A 15,709-nucleotide genomic window follows, 5' to 3' on the forward strand; every position below is an offset into this window, starting at 1 on the left:
TGGATGTCGAGCTGTTCGGGGATGACGTCAGACGGAGCGGTGCAGCAGGCCGCTCATCGTGATGCGGTCGCCGCGGAAGCGGATGAACTCGAGGTCGACGGGCCGGCCGTCGGCGAGATGCGTGAGGCGTTCCAGCATCAGGACGGCCGAGCCGTGCGGGGCCTCGAGCACGGCGGCGGAGTGGGCGTCGGCGTTGACGGCCTCCAGGGTGATCTCGGCATGGCCGAGCGGCAGCCCGCAGACCGCCTCCAGCAGGCGGAAGACGTCGGTGTTCTCCAGGTCCGCGGTCAGCAGCGCGGTGCCGATGTCCAGCGGGATGTAGGTGAGGTCGAGGGAGAGCGGGAGGCCGTTGAGGCGGCGCAGGCGCTCGATGTAGAGGACGTCGGTGCCCGCGGGCAGGCGGAGTCGGTCGGCGACGGGGGCGGGGGCCGGGACGGGGCCCATGGTGCGGACCTCGTTGGTGACCCGGCCGTGTTCGCGGAGGGTCTCCGCGAGGCCCATCAGGCGGTCGAGACCATGCGGGTATTTGCGGGCCACGACCAGGGTGCCGACACCGGGCTGGCGCTCGACGAGGCCCTCGGTGCGCAGCAGGTCGAGGGCCTGGCGGACGGTGTTGCGCGAGGCGCCGTACTCGGTGGCGAGGGTCGACTCGTGGGGGAGCGCACCGTCCGGAAAGGCGTCGCTGAGGAGCTGGCGCCGGAGCAGGTCGGCGAGTTGCCTGGCCCGGTCGGCGCGCAGCCTGCGCCGGCTGCGGTGGGCGGCGACCGTGGTCGCGGCGCCTTGGCCGGCGTGGTCTCGGATGCGGTCGGTGGGCGGCATGGCCCGAACCATAGCCATCCGCTGGGAATGGTGGTGTTGCTGGATTGTTGCGCCACCTGACGGACTGCGGGAACCGTCGCTGGCCTGGGCTTTCAGCGGGACGGTGGGAGCATCCGCCGTCCGGCCTCCCATCATGTGAGACATCGGGCGGGCGGGATGTTCGCCGAACCGGCCGCGCCCGCCTGGCACGGCATCCGAATCGCTCCGTATGCCGGACTGTGTGCTACGGCAACATGACGACTTTATGGCGTCGCCAGGCAAAACCTGGTGCCGCGCCACACCGCGGACCAAGCTGACGTGTACATCTCCACGTCCTCTTCACAGCCCCAGAAAGCCTCACCGCGCATGTATTCGACCTGTCTCCTCGGTGCTCCGGAAGCACACATCTCGTGTGGGGCGAGGAGGTGCCGCGCGTGGCCCGCTATGTGATGCGCAAGGCGGTCGGCTGGCTCCTGATGATCGTGGTCGCGACGAACGCCACCTACTTCCTGGCCAGTTGGTTCCTCGACCCGCGGTCGAACTTCAAGGAACTGCGGCCCGTCCGCAGCGAGGCACAGATCGACCGCGCCCTCGCGCCGTACAACCTGGACCCCAGGGTCCCGCTGGCGCACCGCTGGTGGGACTGGCTGACCTCGGTCGTCCTGCGCTTCGACTGGGGAAAGTCCCCCACCGGCGTCTCCGTCAACGGCGAAGTGGGCTACCGGGCGCTCATCAGCGCGGAGTTGGTCGTCATCGCGACCGTGCTGTCCGTCGTGCTCGGCGTCGCGCTCGGTGTCTACACCGCCGCACGGCAGTACGGCTGGGCCGACCGGATCTCGCAGGCCGTGTCCATCGTGGTGTTCAACGTCCCCACCTCCGTCGCCGCCCTCGTCGTGGTCTTCGTCGCCATCTGGCTGAACCAGCACGCCGGGCTGCACTTCCTCTATGTCGCGGGGGAGAACTCGCCGGGCGTCGAAGGACTGCTCCCCACGATCGGTGACCGCCTGCTGCACCTGATCCTGCCGACGCTGACGCTCACGCTGATCGGCTACGTCGGCTATCACCTGACGCAGCGTTCGCTCCTGCTCGACACCCTCCACGCCGACTTCGTGCGGACCGCCCAGGCCACCGGCCTCACCCGCGCCCAGGCCATCCGCAGGCACGCGTTGCGGGCCGCGCTCATCCCGACGGCCGCGTCCGTGGCGTTCAGTGTCCCGGCCATCTTCACCGGTGCCGTCATCACGGAGACGGTCTTCGGCTGGAACGGCATGGGCCGCTACTTCATCCAGACCATCAGCAAGAACGACGTACACGGCGCGGTCGCGACGGCCGCCTTCGCCGCGGCTCTGACCGCGATCGGCGCGATCCTCGCGGACATCGCCACGGTCTTCCTCGACCCGAGAGTGCGGGTGAGCTGACGTGAGCACCGATGCCCCTTCCCGTCCGGTCGCGGAGCACATCGCCACCACCGCGCGGAAGCGTTCGAACCTCGGCCTCGGCCGGCTCTATCTGCGCCGCTTCCTGCGCAACCGCCTCGCCGTCGTCGGAGTGGCGATCTTCGCGCTGCTGGTGCTGTTCGCAGCCTTCGGCGGCCGGTTCACCTCCTACGCCTACACCGACACCGACTTCGCCGCCCTCACCCAGCCTCCGAGCAGCCTCCACTGGTTCGGCACCAACCAGGGAGGCAACGACATCTACGCCTGTGCCGTGCACGGGCTCCAGCGCTCCCTGACGATCGCCGTGACCGTGTCGGTCCTGACCATTGTCCTTGCCGCGATCATCGGCTCCGGCGCCGCGTACTTCGGGGGCCGGGTCGAGCGAGTGACCCTCGCCGTCATCCACTTCCTGCTGATCGTGCCCTCGTTCCTCATCCTCGCACTGGTCTCCCACCGGCTGGCCGGCGACTGGCGGGTCCTCATCGTCGTGCTGACCGTGTTCGGCTGGATGTCCACGGCCCGGGTGATCTGGTCCGTCTCGACCTCACTGCGCGAACGGGACTATGTGAAGGCGGCCGAGTTCATGGGGGTCGGTCCGCTGCGGATCATCTTCCGGCACATCATCCCCAACCTCGGCTCCCTGCTGATCGTCAACCTGACGCTCGGGGTCGTGGCGACCGTGCTCAGCGAAACCGCCCTCTCCTTCCTCGGGTTCGGCGTCCAGACCCCGGACGTCTCCCTCGGCACGATGCTCGCGGACGGCGCGACCACCGTCACGAGCGCCCCCTGGCTCTTCGCCTTCCCCGCCGGTCTGGTCGTCCTGCTCACCGTGTCGATGACCTTCATCGGCGACGGCTTGCGCGACGCCCTCGACCCCACCTCGGTGACCGGCTCGGCAGGAGGCCGACGATGACCCTCGCCACCCCGCTGCCCGCCCCGGCAGCACCGGCCGACGCGACTCCCGTCCTCTCCGTGCGGGATCTGCGGATCTCCTTCCCCTCCGAGGCGGGCACCGTCGAGGCGGTGCGCGGCGTGAGCTTCGACCTGCTGCCCGGCCGGACCCTCTGTATCGTCGGCGAATCCGGCTCGGGCAAGTCGGCCACCGCGATGGGCGTCATGGGCCTGCTGCCGCCCACCGCCGACCTGCGCGGCCAGGTGCTGCTCGGCGGACAGAACCTCATCGGCCTCGACGACCGGGCACTGTCCAAGATCCGCGGCAACTCCATCGGCATGGTCTTCCAGGACCCCTTGTCCGCCCTCACGCCGATCTTCTCGGTGGGCAGGCTGCTCTCCGACGCCCTGCGCGTCCATCAGGACCTGACCAGGCGGGCGGCCTGGGAACAGGCCGTGCAGCTGCTCGATCTCGTCGGCATCCCCGACCCGCGCAACCGGGCCGCCGCCTTCCCGCACGAGTTCTCCGGAGGCATGCGCCAACGCGTGGTCATCGCCATGGCCATCGCCAACCGGCCGTCCGTGCTCGTCGCCGACGAACCCACCACCGCACTCGACGTCACCGTGCAGGCCCAGATCCTCGACGTGCTGCGGCTGGCACAGCGGGAGACGGGCGCCGGTCTCGTCCTGATCACGCACGACCTCGGGGTCGTCGCAGGCCACGCGGACGACGTCGCCGTCATGTACGCCGGCCGGTTCGTGGAACACGCGGGCGTCGAGGAACTCTTCCGCCGGCCGGCCATGCCGTACACCGCCCGGCTGCTGGCCGCCGTGCCGACCGTCGACGGCGGCTCCCGCCGCCCCCTGGTGCCCATCGGCGGAGAGCCCCCCGCCCTGGTCGACCTCCCGGCCGGCTGCCCCTTCGCCCCCCGCTGTGCCGTCGCCCTCGACGCCTGCCGCTCCGACGAACCGGAGCTGCGCCATGTCACCAGGCACGGAGACGTGGCCTGCCTCCGCGCCACCGAGATCGCCGACGGATCCCTGGACCCGGCGGGCGATGTCGCGCCCGTCGACCCGCCCGCACCCCCGCGTGGTGCCGGGGCCGGCGAGGTGGTGCTACGTGTCGAGGACCTCGTCAAGACCTTCCCCGTCACCAAGGGCGCCCTCCTCAAGCGCCGGGTCGGCACGCTGCACGCCGTCAATAAGGTCAGCTTCGAACTGCGCGCCGGGGAGACGCTCGGCCTGGTCGGGGAGTCCGGCAGCGGCAAGACCACCACCCTGATGGAGATCCTCCGGCTCAGACGGCCCGAAGGCGGCCGGATCGAGGTCGCCGGCATCGACGTCGGCACCGACGCAACCGGGACGCGCCGACGGGAGCTGCGGCAGGACGTACAGATCGTCATGCAGGACCCCCTGGGGGCCCTGGACCCCCGGATGCCCGTCTTCCACTCGCTGGCCGAACCCCTGCGAGCGATCGGGCGCGACCGCGAGGCGATACGCGCACGGGTCCACGAACTGCTGGCCCTGGTGGGGCTGGACGACTCGGTGGGCGACCGCTTCCCGGCCGCACTCTCCGGAGGCCAACGCCAACGCGTCGGCATCGCCCGCGCCCTCGCGACGGAGCCGAAGCTGCTCGCGCTCGACGAGCCGCTCTCCGCCCTGGACGTCTCCGTGCAGGCCGGAGTGATCAACCTGCTGGCGCGGCTCAAGCGCGAACTCGGCCTCGCCTACCTCGTGGTCGCCCACGATCTGGCCGTGATCCGGTACATCTCCGATCGCATCTCGGTGATGTACCTGGGGCACATCGTCGAGAGCGGAGACACCGAGACGATCTTCTCCGATCCGAAGCACCCGTACACCCGGGCGCTGCTGTCGGCGATCCCGATCCCCGACCCCGGGCGCGAACGCACCCGCGAACGCGTCGTGCTGACGGGAGAGCAGCCGAACGCCGCGCGCATGCCCGCGGGCTGTGTCTTCGTCGACCGCTGCCCGCTGTACCGGCTGGCCGGCGAGGAACTGCAGAACCGCTGCCGCACCCAGCCCCCCGTGCCGACCTCCGCGGCCGGGTCCCCCGGCCATCAGTACGCCTGCCACGGCGTCTGAACACCGGCCCGCGACCTTGTCCCTCACCGACCTCTAAGGAACCTTCCACCATGCGCACGAGACTGGCCCTGCCCGTCGCCCTGATCGCCGCCGTCTCCGTCACCGCCACCGCGTGCCAGTCCTCGTCGGGGAACTCCGCGCAGTCGGACGCGAAGAACGCCCCCTCGGCCGCGTCGTCCGTCGCCGACTACAACCCCACGCCGTACGACCGGATCAAGGACGGCGGCACGTACACCACGGTCGGGACCTTCGACGACCAGGGCAACCCGTTCAACGTCAACTCCACGCTGACCGCGTCCCGCGTATGGTCCTGGTACAACGCCGACGCGATCACCTACTCGCCGACCGGCGAGGTGCAGTACAACCCGGACTACTTCAGCGATGTGAAGGTCTCCGTGGAGGGCGGCAACCAGAAGGTCACGCTCACCATCAACCCCAAGGCCGTCTTCAACGACGGCACTCCCGTCGACTGGACCGCGATCAAAGCCACCTGGCAGGCCAACAACGGTTCCAACCCGGCGTACGCCGCCTCCTCCACGGACGGCTACGACCAGATCACCTCGGTCGAGAAGGGCCGGAACGCCAAGCAGGCCGTGATCACCTTCAAGGGAGTGAACCCCGCCTGGTCGAGCCTGTTCACCACCTTTCTGCATCCCAAGGCCGCAACGGTCCGGAACTTCAACAACGCCTACGTCAAGAAGGCCCACCCGGAGTGGGGTGTGGGGCCGTACACCGTCGGCACGTGGGACACCCACTCGGGCGACATCACGTTCGTCCGCAATCCGAAGTGGTGGGGCAGGAAGGGCAAGCTCGACCGGCGCGTCTACGTCAACCTGGAATCGACCGCGGCGGTCAACGCCTTCAAGAACGGGCAGCTCGACTACGTCTCCGCGGTCGACGCGGAAAGCCTCAAGCAGATCAAGGGGCTCAAGGGCACGGAGATCCGCAGCGGCGGAAGCCCCTTCGAGTACTCGCTGTACTTCAACACCAAGTCCCCGGTGCTCGCCGACCCGGCCGTACGCAAGGCCATCGAGGAGAGCATCGACCGCACACAGATCGCCAGGATCCGGTTCCAGGGCCTGGACTACAAGGAGCCGCTGCCCGGCTCCGCCATCCTGTACAGCTTCCAGAAGGGCTACCAGGACAACGTCTCGGCCGTGCTGAAGTACGCGCCGGACGCGGCACGCAAGGCACTCGACGCAGCGGGCTGGAAGCCCGCTGGCGACGGTGTACGCGTGAAGAACGGCAGGAAGCTCGAAGTCGGCTACACGCTCCTGGGTGACGACCCGCTGGACAAGGCGACCGCCGGCGCCTTCGCGGCGATGCTGAAGCCGGTGGGCGTCCGCCTCGACATCAGGAAGGCCGACGAGGCGGACTTCTCCAAGATCCTCAGCGACCGCAGGTTCGATCTGTTCCTGTCGGGCAACCGCTCGATGGACCCGTTCGGCGCCCGCTACCTGTGCGACTTCTACTGCTCCGACCGCGACTCCAACATCACCGGTGCGGGTTCGCCCGCGCTGGACAAGGAGATCCGGGCCACCGGCCGGATCGCCGACCTCGGCAAGCAGGCCGCGGCGGCCAACCAGGTCGAGCGCAAGGCACTCCGGCAGTACGCCTTCCTCCCGCTGTTCAGCGGCCCCTCGACCTACGGCGTGAAGAAGGGCCTCGCCAACGTCGGCGCGACCATCTTCTACAACCCGCTCCCGGAGACGGTCGGCTGGGAGAAGTGACCACCCGCAGGACGGCCGCGCCCACGGTGGCCGGCCGCGCTCCCCGAAAGGACGTACCGGCCGCTACGGCGAGGTCGGAAGCTGCGGGGAGCGGAGCACGAGCAGGGTGATCTCGCTGGGGGCGAAGACGCGGAAGGGCGGGCCCCAGAAGCCGGTGCCCCTGCTGGTGTAGAGCAGGGTCCGGGTGCCGTGGCGGCTGAGGCCGGCGAGGACGGGCTGGTCGATGCCGACCAGGTGGTGGAAGGGCCAGATCTGGCCGCCGTGGGTGTGGCCGGAGAGCTGGAGGTCGACGCCGGCGGCTGCCGCCCGGTCGACGAACTTCGGCTGGTGTGCCAGGAGCAGGACGGGCAGGCCGGGATCGGCGCCGTCCAGGGCTCCGGCGAGATGGGCACGGTGGCCTGCCAGGCCGGAGGACTCGGCGGTGACGTCGTCCACCCCGGCGACCACGAGGGTGTCGCCCCCGCGTTCGAGCAGCAGATGGCGGTTGCGCAGCGGCTCCCAGCCCAGCTCGTCCATCAGGTCGACCCAGCCCTGGGCCTCGCTGTAGTACTCGTGGTTGCCGGTGACGTACACCCGGGCACGAGTGGCCCGCACGGTCCCGAGGGGGGCCGCCTGGGCGCGGCGGCGGTCGGCCGTGCCGTCCGCGATGTCGCCGGTGTGGCAGACCAGGTCGGCCTCCAGGGTGTTCACCGTCTCGCACACCCGCGCCGACCAGCGGGCACGGTCGAGCGGGCCGTAGTGGGTGTCGGTGATCAGGACGACACGGAGGCCGTCCAGCCCGGCACCCAGCCGCGGGAGCTGCACGTCGAGCCGGCGCACCCGCGGCACGCGGCGGGCCTCGGCGTACCCCCAGGCGAGCAGGACGGCGGTCACACCGAGGACGGCCCACGTCACGATCCGGGCCCGGCCCTGACCGTCCCCGACGCCGGCCACGCTCAGGGCGAGCCGCAGGAAGAGGCCGAGCAGAACGGACCAGGTGAACAGCACCCAGCCGGCGCCCAGCAGGGTGTCACCGACGATCGCCGCCCGGTCCTGCTGGCGCGGGCCGTGGCCGCGCACCATCGCGAGCGGCATCCCGATGAGGCCGAGGACGAACAGCGCGGTGCCGGCCAGTGTGACGGGCAGCGGCCAGTGCTGGCCGCCGTACAGCAGCACCCAGCAGGGCACGGCCCACAGCAGGACGGGGGCGATCACGGGGAGGTAGCGCATCAGGCGGTGCAGCCGGCTCGGCCGCAGGTCTCGTGTCTCACCCTCGGCGGGCCGGGTGCTGCTGGTGTCGGTCACGCTTCCCCTCCTGACCAGGCTGCCGTGCGACAGCTGTCATGAGCGTAGTCCGTGTCCGTCGCACAGGGTCCTCGCGTCGTGATGACGGACGTGCGGTCGGGTAATTCAGCGAAGGCGCGTCATCGCAGCGAGGCACCCCACCGCACCTGTTCCCGGATACGGCTCTTGAGGAGTTTGCCCCCCGGCCCGCTCGCGTTTCCCCGCGCGTACGGCCGGCTGCGGGACGTGCGGGTGCGGGAGGTGGGCGACGACGCGGTGATCGAGGCCGACGGCCACCACTGCCTCGATCGCGTTGCGAGCGGCGGTCGCGAAGTCCTCGATCGTCTGGTGGATCTCGCCATCAGCTCGGTCGGCTCCGCACTGGGTCCGTACGCGCGGCTGCGTGTCACCGGGACGCGCAGCGCGCCGGCGCCGGGCTGATCATCACGGAGGGGATCTGCGGCAGGCGGGGTTCCACGGCGTAGCGGAGTACCGCTTTGTGGCCCTCCGTCCGGTAGCGGCCGCGTCGCCTGAAGCGGGCGGCCGGCTCCACGGCGATCACCGGCCGGTGTGGTGCCCGACCAGGTGGAACCGGCCGGCCCGAGCACCTCCAAACAGATCTCCCGCCGCGTCCGTGAATCCGTACGGGCCGGTCCACGTGGTGCAATCGGCCGAAGCGGACCCACTGGCTCAGGCGTCGATGATGACGGGGATGATGAGGGGCTTGCGGCGGTAGGTGCGGAACGCCCAGTTCGCCACGGCGCGGGCGATGAGTTGTTCGAGTTGGCGGGCGTCTCCGACGCCTTCCTCGGCCGCGGCGGCCAGGGTCTTCTCGATGACGGGGATGACCGGCTCGAAGGTGGCGTCGTCGTGGACGAAGCCGCGGGCCAGGAAGTCGGGAGCCTCGGCGAGGGCGCCGGTGTCCGCGTCGACGATCGCCACCACCGTGACCACGCCTTCGGCGGCGAGGGTGAGGCGGTCCTTGAGCGATGCTTCAGTGGCGCCGCCGACTTCCATGCCGTCCACGTAGACGTTGCCGGCGGGGACCTTGCCGGTGATGGATGCGCGTCCGTCGATCAGGTCGACGACGACGCCGTCCTCGGCGATGACGACCCGGTCGGGGTCGACACCGGTGCGGATGGCGAGGTCGGCGTTGGCCCGCAGGTGTCGCCATTCGCCGTGCACGGGCATGACGTTGCGGGGTTTGACGATGTTGTAGCAGTAGACGAGTTCGCCGGCGCTGGCGTGCCCGGAGACGTGCACCTTGGCATTGCCCTTGTGGACCACGTGGGCGCCCCACCGGGTGAGTCCGTTGATCACCCGGTAGATGGCGTTCTCGTTGCCGGGGATGAGGGAGCTGGCGAGCAGGACGGTGTCGCCCTTGCCGATGCGGATCAGGTGGTCGCGGTTGGCCATCCGTGACAGCGCGGCCATCGGTTCGCCCTGGGAGCCGGTGCACACCAGAGTGATCTTGTGGTCCGGGAGCTTCTCCAGCTCCTTCGTGCTCACGACCAGACCGGAGGGGACCTTCAGATACCCCAGGTCCCGGGCGATGCCCATGTTGCGCACCATCGACCGGCCGACGAAGGCGACCTTGCGGCCGTGCTGGTGGGCGGCGTCCAGGACCTGCTGGATGCGGTGCACGTGGCTGGCGAAGCTGGAGACGATGACCCGGCGCGGCGCGGTCCGCATCACCTGCTCGATCGCTGGGTTCAGCTCTCGCTCGGAGGTGGTGAAGCCGGGTACTTCGGCGTTGGTGGAGTCAGTGAGGAACAGGTCCACGCCCTCCTCGCCGAGGCGGGCGAAGGCGCGCAGATCGGTGATGCGGTCGTCGAGGGGGAACTGGTCCATCTTGAAGTCGCCGGTGTGCAGCACCATCCCGGCCCGGGTGCGGATCGCGACCGCGAGGCTGTCGGGGATGGAGTGGTTGACCGCCACGAACTCGCAGTCGAAGGGCCCGAAGCCACGGCGGTCGCCCTCCCGCACCCGCACCGTGCGCGGCCGGATGCCGTGTTCCTTGAGCTTGGCCTCCAGGAACGCCAGCGTCAGCTTGGAGCCGACGACGGGGATGTCGGACCGCTCGCGCAGCAGGTACGGCACGCCGCCGATGTGGTCCTCGTGGCCGTGGGTGAGGACCACGGCCACGATGTCGTCCAGCCGGTCCCGGATCGAGGTGAAGTCCGGCAGGATCACGTCCACGCCGGGCTGGGTCTCCTCGGGGAACAGCACGCCGCAGTCGACGATGAGCAGCTTGCCCGCGTGCTCGAAGACGGTCATGTTGCGGCCGATCTCACCCAGGCCGCCCAGGGCGATGACCCGCAGCCCTCCTTCGGGAAGGGGCGGGGCGGCTTTCAGTTCGGGGTGCGGATGACTCATACCCTGACGGTACCCGGAAAGCGGGACGGGATGATCCATTGCGTGTGTGATGCAACGAGCGCTCGACACGCACCCGCCCCTCCGGGGCCTGGTCCCGGCGCAGCAGGGCGCTCAGCTCGTGCTGGACCTTGTGCGCCCCGCCCCCGCCCTCTCCAGCGGGCAACACGAGGCTGATCGGGTGACGATGGAATGGAACAGATGGATGCGACGACGCTGCTCCGAGAAGGAGGCAGGTGCGATGACAGCTCCTTCACAATCCTCCGGCCCCGATTCCCCACACGGCACCGAGCCGCAGGAGGGCGCCCTGACCGAAGGCATGACAGCACTGGCGAACCTGGGCTGGCAGCTCTTGCTCACCATGGGCCTCGCCACCATCGCCCTGGGCGTCGTCGCGCTGGTCTGGCCCGGTGCGACGCTTCGTGTCGTCGGCGTGCTCTTCGGCGTCTACCTGCTTGCCACTGGTGTCTTCCAACTCGCCGCCGCCTTCGGCACCCACGTCCCCCGGCATCTTCGCGTACTGCACTTCGTCACCGGTGCTGCCTCCATCCTGTTGGGACTGATCTGCTTCAAGGGCACCCTCGAGTCGATCTTTCTGCTCGCCCTGTGGATCGGCTTCAGCTGGCTCATGCGGGGCATGCTGGAGACGGTTGCCGCAGCCTCTGACCGGACCATGCCGGGGCGCGGCTGGCACGTGGCCTTCGGCATCATCGGCACCATGGCCGGCATCGTGATGATCGTCATGCCGTTCGCATCCATCGCGACACTCACGCTGGTGGTGGGCGTCATGGCCATAGTTGTGGGCCTGACCGAGGTGGTCCGCGCCATCAGGACACGCGTCGAGATCGGCCATCTCGCTTCCGGCCCGACCACCCAGAGGCGCCCTCTGTTCCACCCACGTGCGCACCCACAGCACTGAGACCCTTCACCGGCGGACGGCGGAGGCCTCGCCGGTGCGGCAGGCGGGTGACGGTGCTGAACCTTGCTGCACGGCGGCGCAAGTGCCGGTGGCCGGGAGCGGGTGCGGGGCGATCCCGTGGACCCGTGGTCCGGTAGAAGATCCGCTTGCCGAGCTCTACGAGGAGCAGGTAGACGGCGACCATGGCGGCCACGGTGGCGAGGAAGACGGTCGGCAGTGGTTGGAAGCCCAGGACGTGGGCCAGGGGAGTGGCCGGCAGGGCGGCGCCGAGCGCGACGACTCCCAGCGCGGTCAGCGTCAGAGGCAGACTGGGGCGACTGCGCCAGAACGGAATGCGGCGGGTGCGGATGGCGAAGATCACCAGGGTCTGCGTGGCGAGTGACTCCACGAACCAGCCGGTGTGGAACTGGGCGGCGTCCGCGTGGAAGACGCCCAGCATCACGGCGAACGTGACGAAGTCGAACAGTGAACTGATCGGTCCGAAACAGATCATGAACCGCCGGATGAAGGCAATGTCCCAGTGAGCGGGCCGCCGCACCTGCTCCTCGTCGACCTCGTCGGTGGGGATGGCGAGCTGACTGGTGTCGTACAACAGGTTGTTGAGCAGGATCTGGGACGGCAGCATCGGCAGGAAGGGCAGGAACAGCGAGGCTCCGGCCGCACTGAACATGTTGCCGAAATTGCTGGACGTGCCCATCAGGACGTACTTGATCGTGTTGGCGAAGATGCGTCGTCCCTCGGCGACCCCGTCCGCCAGAACCCCGAGGTCCTTGTCCAGCAGGATCACGTCGGCCGCGTCCTTGGCCACGTCGGTGGCCGAGTCCACCGAGATGCCCACGTCGGCGGCGTGCAGCGCGAGGGCGTCGTTGACGCCGTCGCCGAGGAAGGCGACGTCGCCGCCGGTCTTCCGCTGGATCCGCACGATGCGGGCCTTGTGCTCGGGGCTGACCCGGGCGAAGACGGTGGTGTCGCGGATGGCGGCGGTGAGCCGCTCGTCGTCCATGGCGTCCAGGTCGTTCCCGGTCAGCACGGTGGCGTCGGTCAGCCCCAGGTCGTGGCAGACCTTGGCGGCGACCGTGGGGTTGTCCCCGGTGACGATCTTCGTCTTGATGCCGAGCCTGTCCAGCTGCCTCAGAGCCTCGGCCGCGTCGGGTTTGGGCGGGTCGCGGAAGACCAGCAGGCCGGCCAGGCGGAGGCCCCGCTCGTCGGCGGCACTGAGTGCGGTGGCGGGGTGGGCGGGCCGGGTCGCCACCGCGACCACCCGGTTCCCGGCGGCGAACTCCGCGTCCAGCGCCTCGCGGACCGGCTGGGGAACCTCCGTGCAGCGTTCCAGTACCGTCTCCGGAGCGCCCTTGGTGATGAGCAAGGTGTCACCGGCGGGATCGGTGACGGTGACGGAGACCATCCGCCGCTCATGGTCGAAGGGCAGGACGCCGGCCCGTCTCCAGCCGCTGGGGACAGGGTGCTGGGCGGCGGCCGGTGAGTCCCACAGGGCGTCGTCGAGCGGGTTTCCGCCCACCGGCCGGCCTTGGCCGTCCACGTCCGATCCGGTGCACAGCAGTCCCCGGTGCAGCACTTCCTCCGCCAGGGTGCCGGGGACCGGTACGGCCCGCATGAAGTCGATGCGTCCCTGGGTGAGGGTTCCGGTCTTGTCGGTGAACAGCACATCGACGTCGCCGAGGTCTTCGATGCACACCAGCCGTTTGACCAGCACCTTGCGCCGGCTCATGCGCCGGGAGCCGGCGGCGAGGCTGGTGGAGACCACCGCGGGCAGCAGTTGCGGGGTGATGCCGACCGCGATGGCGAGGGAGAACAGCAGGGCGTCGATCAGCGGCTTGTGCAGTGCGACGTTGATGATGAAGACCGACGTGGTCAGTGCCCCGGCGACGTAGACCAGAAGCATGGAGAAGCGGCGCAGGCCGCCCTGGAACTCGGTCTCCAGCTGGTGTCCGCTCAGGCCGGCGGCGATCTTCCCGAACTCGGCTTCGGCACCGGTGGCGACCACGACACCGCGGCCGCTTCCCGCGTGCACCACCGTGCCCATCAGGGCGCAGCCGGACAGGTCCGCCAGAGCCGTGCCGGCCGGAACCGGGGCGGTGTCCTTCGCGACCGGCAACGACTCGCCGGTCAGCACCGACTCGCTGCACTCGAGCCCGGCTGTCTGAAGCAGCCGTAGATCCGCGGGCACGATGTCGCCGAGCCGCAGTTCGACCACATCACCCGGCGCCAGGGCGGTGACCTCGACCTCCTGTGCTCGCCCGTCGCGCAGTACGACCGTGCGGTGCCGGATCTTCGCGTGCAGCGACTGGGCGGTCTTCTCCGCCCGGAACTCGTTGACGAAACCCAGGCCGACGGAGAGCGCGACGATCACCGCGATGATCATGGCGTCGCTGCGTTCTCCGACGAAGTACGACACGACGGCCGCGGCCAGCAGCAGGCCGAGCAGCGGGGACCGCAGCTGATGCCACAGCACCAGCCACGCCCGAGCTCGGTGGGAGTGGACGGCGTTCGGGCCCCAGCGCTTCAGCCGTGTTGCCGCCTCCTCCGACGTCAGGCCGCCCTCGGGCACCTGGAGATCACGGAGCACCTGCGCGGTGGGCAGGGAGGCCGCCGAGACGGCACGCCCCGCGGCCACCGGCCTCGCCCCGACCGTGGTCGCCATCAGCGCCCACCGCCCGGGCGTGTGCCCTCCAGCACAGGGAAACACACATGGCTCGACGAACGTTTGACAGTGCTGAGCGGGCGGCAGAACGGGTCCGCGCCCGCATCATCTGGCAGTCGCCTCACCATCCCACCCTCCACCCTTCACCGGTCACACCCCCATGGGCCGTCGGGCCCTGTCGCCGGGACCTGCTGCTCACCACGCAGCGCGCTCCGGTCAGTCGCCGTGACGGCCATGAGACCGTCCGACGAGTGAGGCCGCCCGCTGGACGACGGCCCATCCCGGCGGTCGCCATCCGGTGGGCGCGACGCCCGGCCGATGGCGGGGCACCCACACCCGCAGCGTCCCGGGGCTGATCCGGCACCGCACGGGGGTCCGCAGGGTGACGGCTTCGCCGTCGAGCCCGACGGGGACGACCGGGGCGTCGGCGTGGATGACGACGTCATCGGGTGTGGCCAGCCGGGTCAGTCCGTGCGTCTGCCCGCTGCGCAGCCTGGCGGCGGTTTCGGTGGGCGTCTCCGCCCTGGCGGTCAGTACTCCCAGGAGCCCGGAGTCGAGCCGCGCCCGCCTGTCGAGCCCGGCCGGGTCGTCGAGTTGGTAGGGATTGTTGCTCACCAGCACGGCATCAGGCCGGTCCACAGTGAGCAGCCCTGCGCGTACCCGCAGCTCCGGACCCTCGTGGCGGGCCAGGAATTCCGGGAGGATCCGTACCATCGTGCCGATCTTGTCCTCCCGGTAGGCCGGGTCCTGCACCAGGGCGGCATACGCGCCGAACGACACGTTGTTGACGAATGCCCGCTCGCCTGCGTACCCGAGATCCACGCGCAGCTCGACGCCGTCCCTGAGGGCCTCCAGCGCGGCTGAAGGGTCGTCACGGTCCAGGCCGAGATCCATCGCGAAGTGGTTGCGGGTACCCGCCGGAACGACCATGAACGGCAGGCCGCTTGCTGCGGCCACCTCGGCCACACGTGCCTGTGTGCCGTCTCCGCCGGCCACCCCGAGCAGATCCGCACCGTCGTGCACGGCGCGTCGCGCGACAGTCGCCAGGTCCTGGGGCAGGGAATGATCGATCAGGAAAACCTGAGCTCCGCACGCACGGGCGCGCTCCGCGATCCGGAACCGGCTCGCTTTCCCTCCCCCTGAGCGCGGGTTCACGATCAGATAGGGCCGTCGCACGCCGGCCGCAGGTCGCGACGCGCTCTCGGTCACGGCACGTACCGATAAGCCGCATGCACCGGCCCGGCGCACTTCAGGAGCGACAACAGGACTGCCGCGATCACACCCGCAGCCGGCGGCGCCGGCCCCGTCCGGGCCGACGCTCCGGCGATCGCATGTGCGGCCACCGCCACCATGACACTCCTTCGACAGGTGCGGCCTACGGCACCAGCTTGCAGCGGGGCCCGAGCATCCGCACCTGGGACGTACCTGGTCCACCCGCCACCGCGCCGGACGGTCGAGGCGCTGCAGCGACGGGTGCCGCAGGGCTACGACCCTGCCGCCCGACCGACGAACCCGCCCGGGTGCTCCTGGGCGG

Annotated in this window: 11 protein-coding genes; 6 read left to right on the plus strand and 5 right to left on the minus strand. The window is 70.1% G+C overall.

The window, feature by feature from the left end:
* Positions 1-27: 27 nt before the first annotated feature.
* Positions 28-819, minus strand: coding sequence for a GntR family transcriptional regulator (locus ACZ5CZ_RS08055; protein WP_468940296.1), 792 nt, complete (start codon positions 817-819; stop codon positions 28-30).
* Positions 820-1,232: 413 nt separating this feature from the next.
* Between ACZ5CZ_RS08055 and ACZ5CZ_RS08060 the strand changes: the two genes are divergently transcribed.
* From ACZ5CZ_RS08060 to ACZ5CZ_RS08075, 4 genes are read left to right on the plus strand one after another with little or no spacing between them, the layout of a single operon-like run.
* Positions 1,233-2,216 carry an ABC transporter permease gene (locus ACZ5CZ_RS08060; protein ID WP_385846312.1) on the plus strand — a complete coding sequence of 328 codons (984 nt, stop codon included), beginning with the start codon at positions 1,233-1,235 and terminating at the stop codon, positions 2,214-2,216.
* A 40-nt stretch (positions 2,217-2,256) separates the two neighbouring features.
* Positions 2,257-3,147: an ABC transporter permease gene (locus ACZ5CZ_RS08065; RefSeq protein WP_468940738.1), complete on the plus strand. Its 891-nt coding sequence runs from the start codon at positions 2,257-2,259 to the stop codon at positions 3,145-3,147.
* Entirely contained in the window at positions 3,144-5,228 is a 2,085-nt protein-coding gene (locus tag ACZ5CZ_RS08070) for a dipeptide ABC transporter ATP-binding protein (RefSeq protein ID WP_468940298.1), read from the plus strand. Before ACZ5CZ_RS08065 ends, ACZ5CZ_RS08070 begins: the two co-directional genes overlap by 4 nt.
* Before the next feature lie 50 nt (positions 5,229-5,278).
* Positions 5,279-6,958: an ABC transporter family substrate-binding protein gene (locus tag ACZ5CZ_RS08075; RefSeq protein ID WP_468940300.1), complete on the plus strand. Its 1,680-nt coding sequence runs from the start codon at positions 5,279-5,281 to the stop codon at positions 6,956-6,958.
* Positions 6,959-7,021: 63 nt separating this feature from the next.
* Here ACZ5CZ_RS08075 and ACZ5CZ_RS08080 read toward each other — a convergent pair whose 3' ends face one another.
* Entirely contained in the window at positions 7,022-8,242 is a 1,221-nt protein-coding gene (locus tag ACZ5CZ_RS08080; protein WP_468940303.1) for a metallophosphoesterase, read from the minus strand.
* Between the two features lie 240 nt (positions 8,243-8,482).
* Between ACZ5CZ_RS08080 and ACZ5CZ_RS08085 the strand changes: the two genes are divergently transcribed.
* Positions 8,483-8,662, plus strand: a complete 180-nt coding sequence (locus ACZ5CZ_RS08085; RefSeq protein ID WP_468940306.1) for a hypothetical protein — start codon at positions 8,483-8,485, stop codon at positions 8,660-8,662.
* A 249-nt stretch (positions 8,663-8,911) separates the two neighbouring features.
* On the opposite strand, the gene ACZ5CZ_RS08090 is transcribed toward ACZ5CZ_RS08085, so the two are convergent.
* The gene (locus tag ACZ5CZ_RS08090) at positions 8,912-10,597 is read right to left on the minus strand and encodes a ribonuclease J (RefSeq protein WP_468940309.1); all 1,686 of its coding nucleotides are present in this window, start codon (positions 10,595-10,597) and stop codon (positions 8,912-8,914) included.
* 238 nt (positions 10,598-10,835) lie between these two features.
* On the opposite strand from ACZ5CZ_RS08090, the gene ACZ5CZ_RS08095 reads away from it, so the two are divergent.
* Positions 10,836-11,513, plus strand: coding sequence for an HdeD family acid-resistance protein (locus tag ACZ5CZ_RS08095; protein ID WP_468940311.1), 678 nt, complete (start codon positions 10,836-10,838; stop codon positions 11,511-11,513).
* Here the strand turns inward: ACZ5CZ_RS08095 and mgtA are convergent.
* Positions 11,422-14,175, minus strand: coding sequence for a magnesium-translocating P-type ATPase (mgtA, locus tag ACZ5CZ_RS08100; RefSeq protein ID WP_468940314.1), 2,754 nt, complete (start codon positions 14,173-14,175; stop codon positions 11,422-11,424). The two genes, ACZ5CZ_RS08095 and mgtA, sit on opposite strands and share 92 nt — an antisense overlap.
* Before the next feature lie 216 nt (positions 14,176-14,391).
* Positions 14,392-15,384, minus strand: coding sequence for a diacylglycerol/lipid kinase family protein (locus tag ACZ5CZ_RS08105; RefSeq protein ID WP_468940317.1), 993 nt, complete (start codon positions 15,382-15,384; stop codon positions 14,392-14,394).
* Between the last annotated feature and the right edge of the window lie 325 nt (positions 15,385-15,709).

The sequence above is a fragment of the Streptomyces sp. NPDC031418 genome (genome assembly GCF_055581605.1).

Bases quoted from the DNA above. Each gene is read 5' to 3' on its own strand.
- ACZ5CZ_RS08055 (WP_468940296.1), bottom strand. From the start codon at position 819: ATGCCGCCCACCGACCGCATCCGAGACCACGCCGGCCAAGGCGCCGCG.
- ACZ5CZ_RS08070 (WP_468940298.1), top strand. From the start codon at position 3,144: ATGACCCTCGCCACCCCGCTGCCCGCCCCGGCAGCACCGGCCGACGCG.
- ACZ5CZ_RS08075 (WP_468940300.1), top strand. From the start codon at position 5,279: ATGCGCACGAGACTGGCCCTGCCCGTCGCCCTGATCGCCGCCGTCTCC.
- ACZ5CZ_RS08090 (WP_468940309.1), bottom strand. From the start codon at position 10,597: ATGAGTCATCCGCACCCCGAACTGAAAGCCGCCCCGCCCCTTCCCGAA.
- ACZ5CZ_RS08095 (WP_468940311.1), top strand. From the start codon at position 10,836: ATGACAGCTCCTTCACAATCCTCCGGCCCCGATTCCCCACACGGCACC.
- mgtA (WP_468940314.1), bottom strand. From the start codon at position 14,175: ATGGCGACCACGGTCGGGGCGAGGCCGGTGGCCGCGGGGCGTGCCGTC.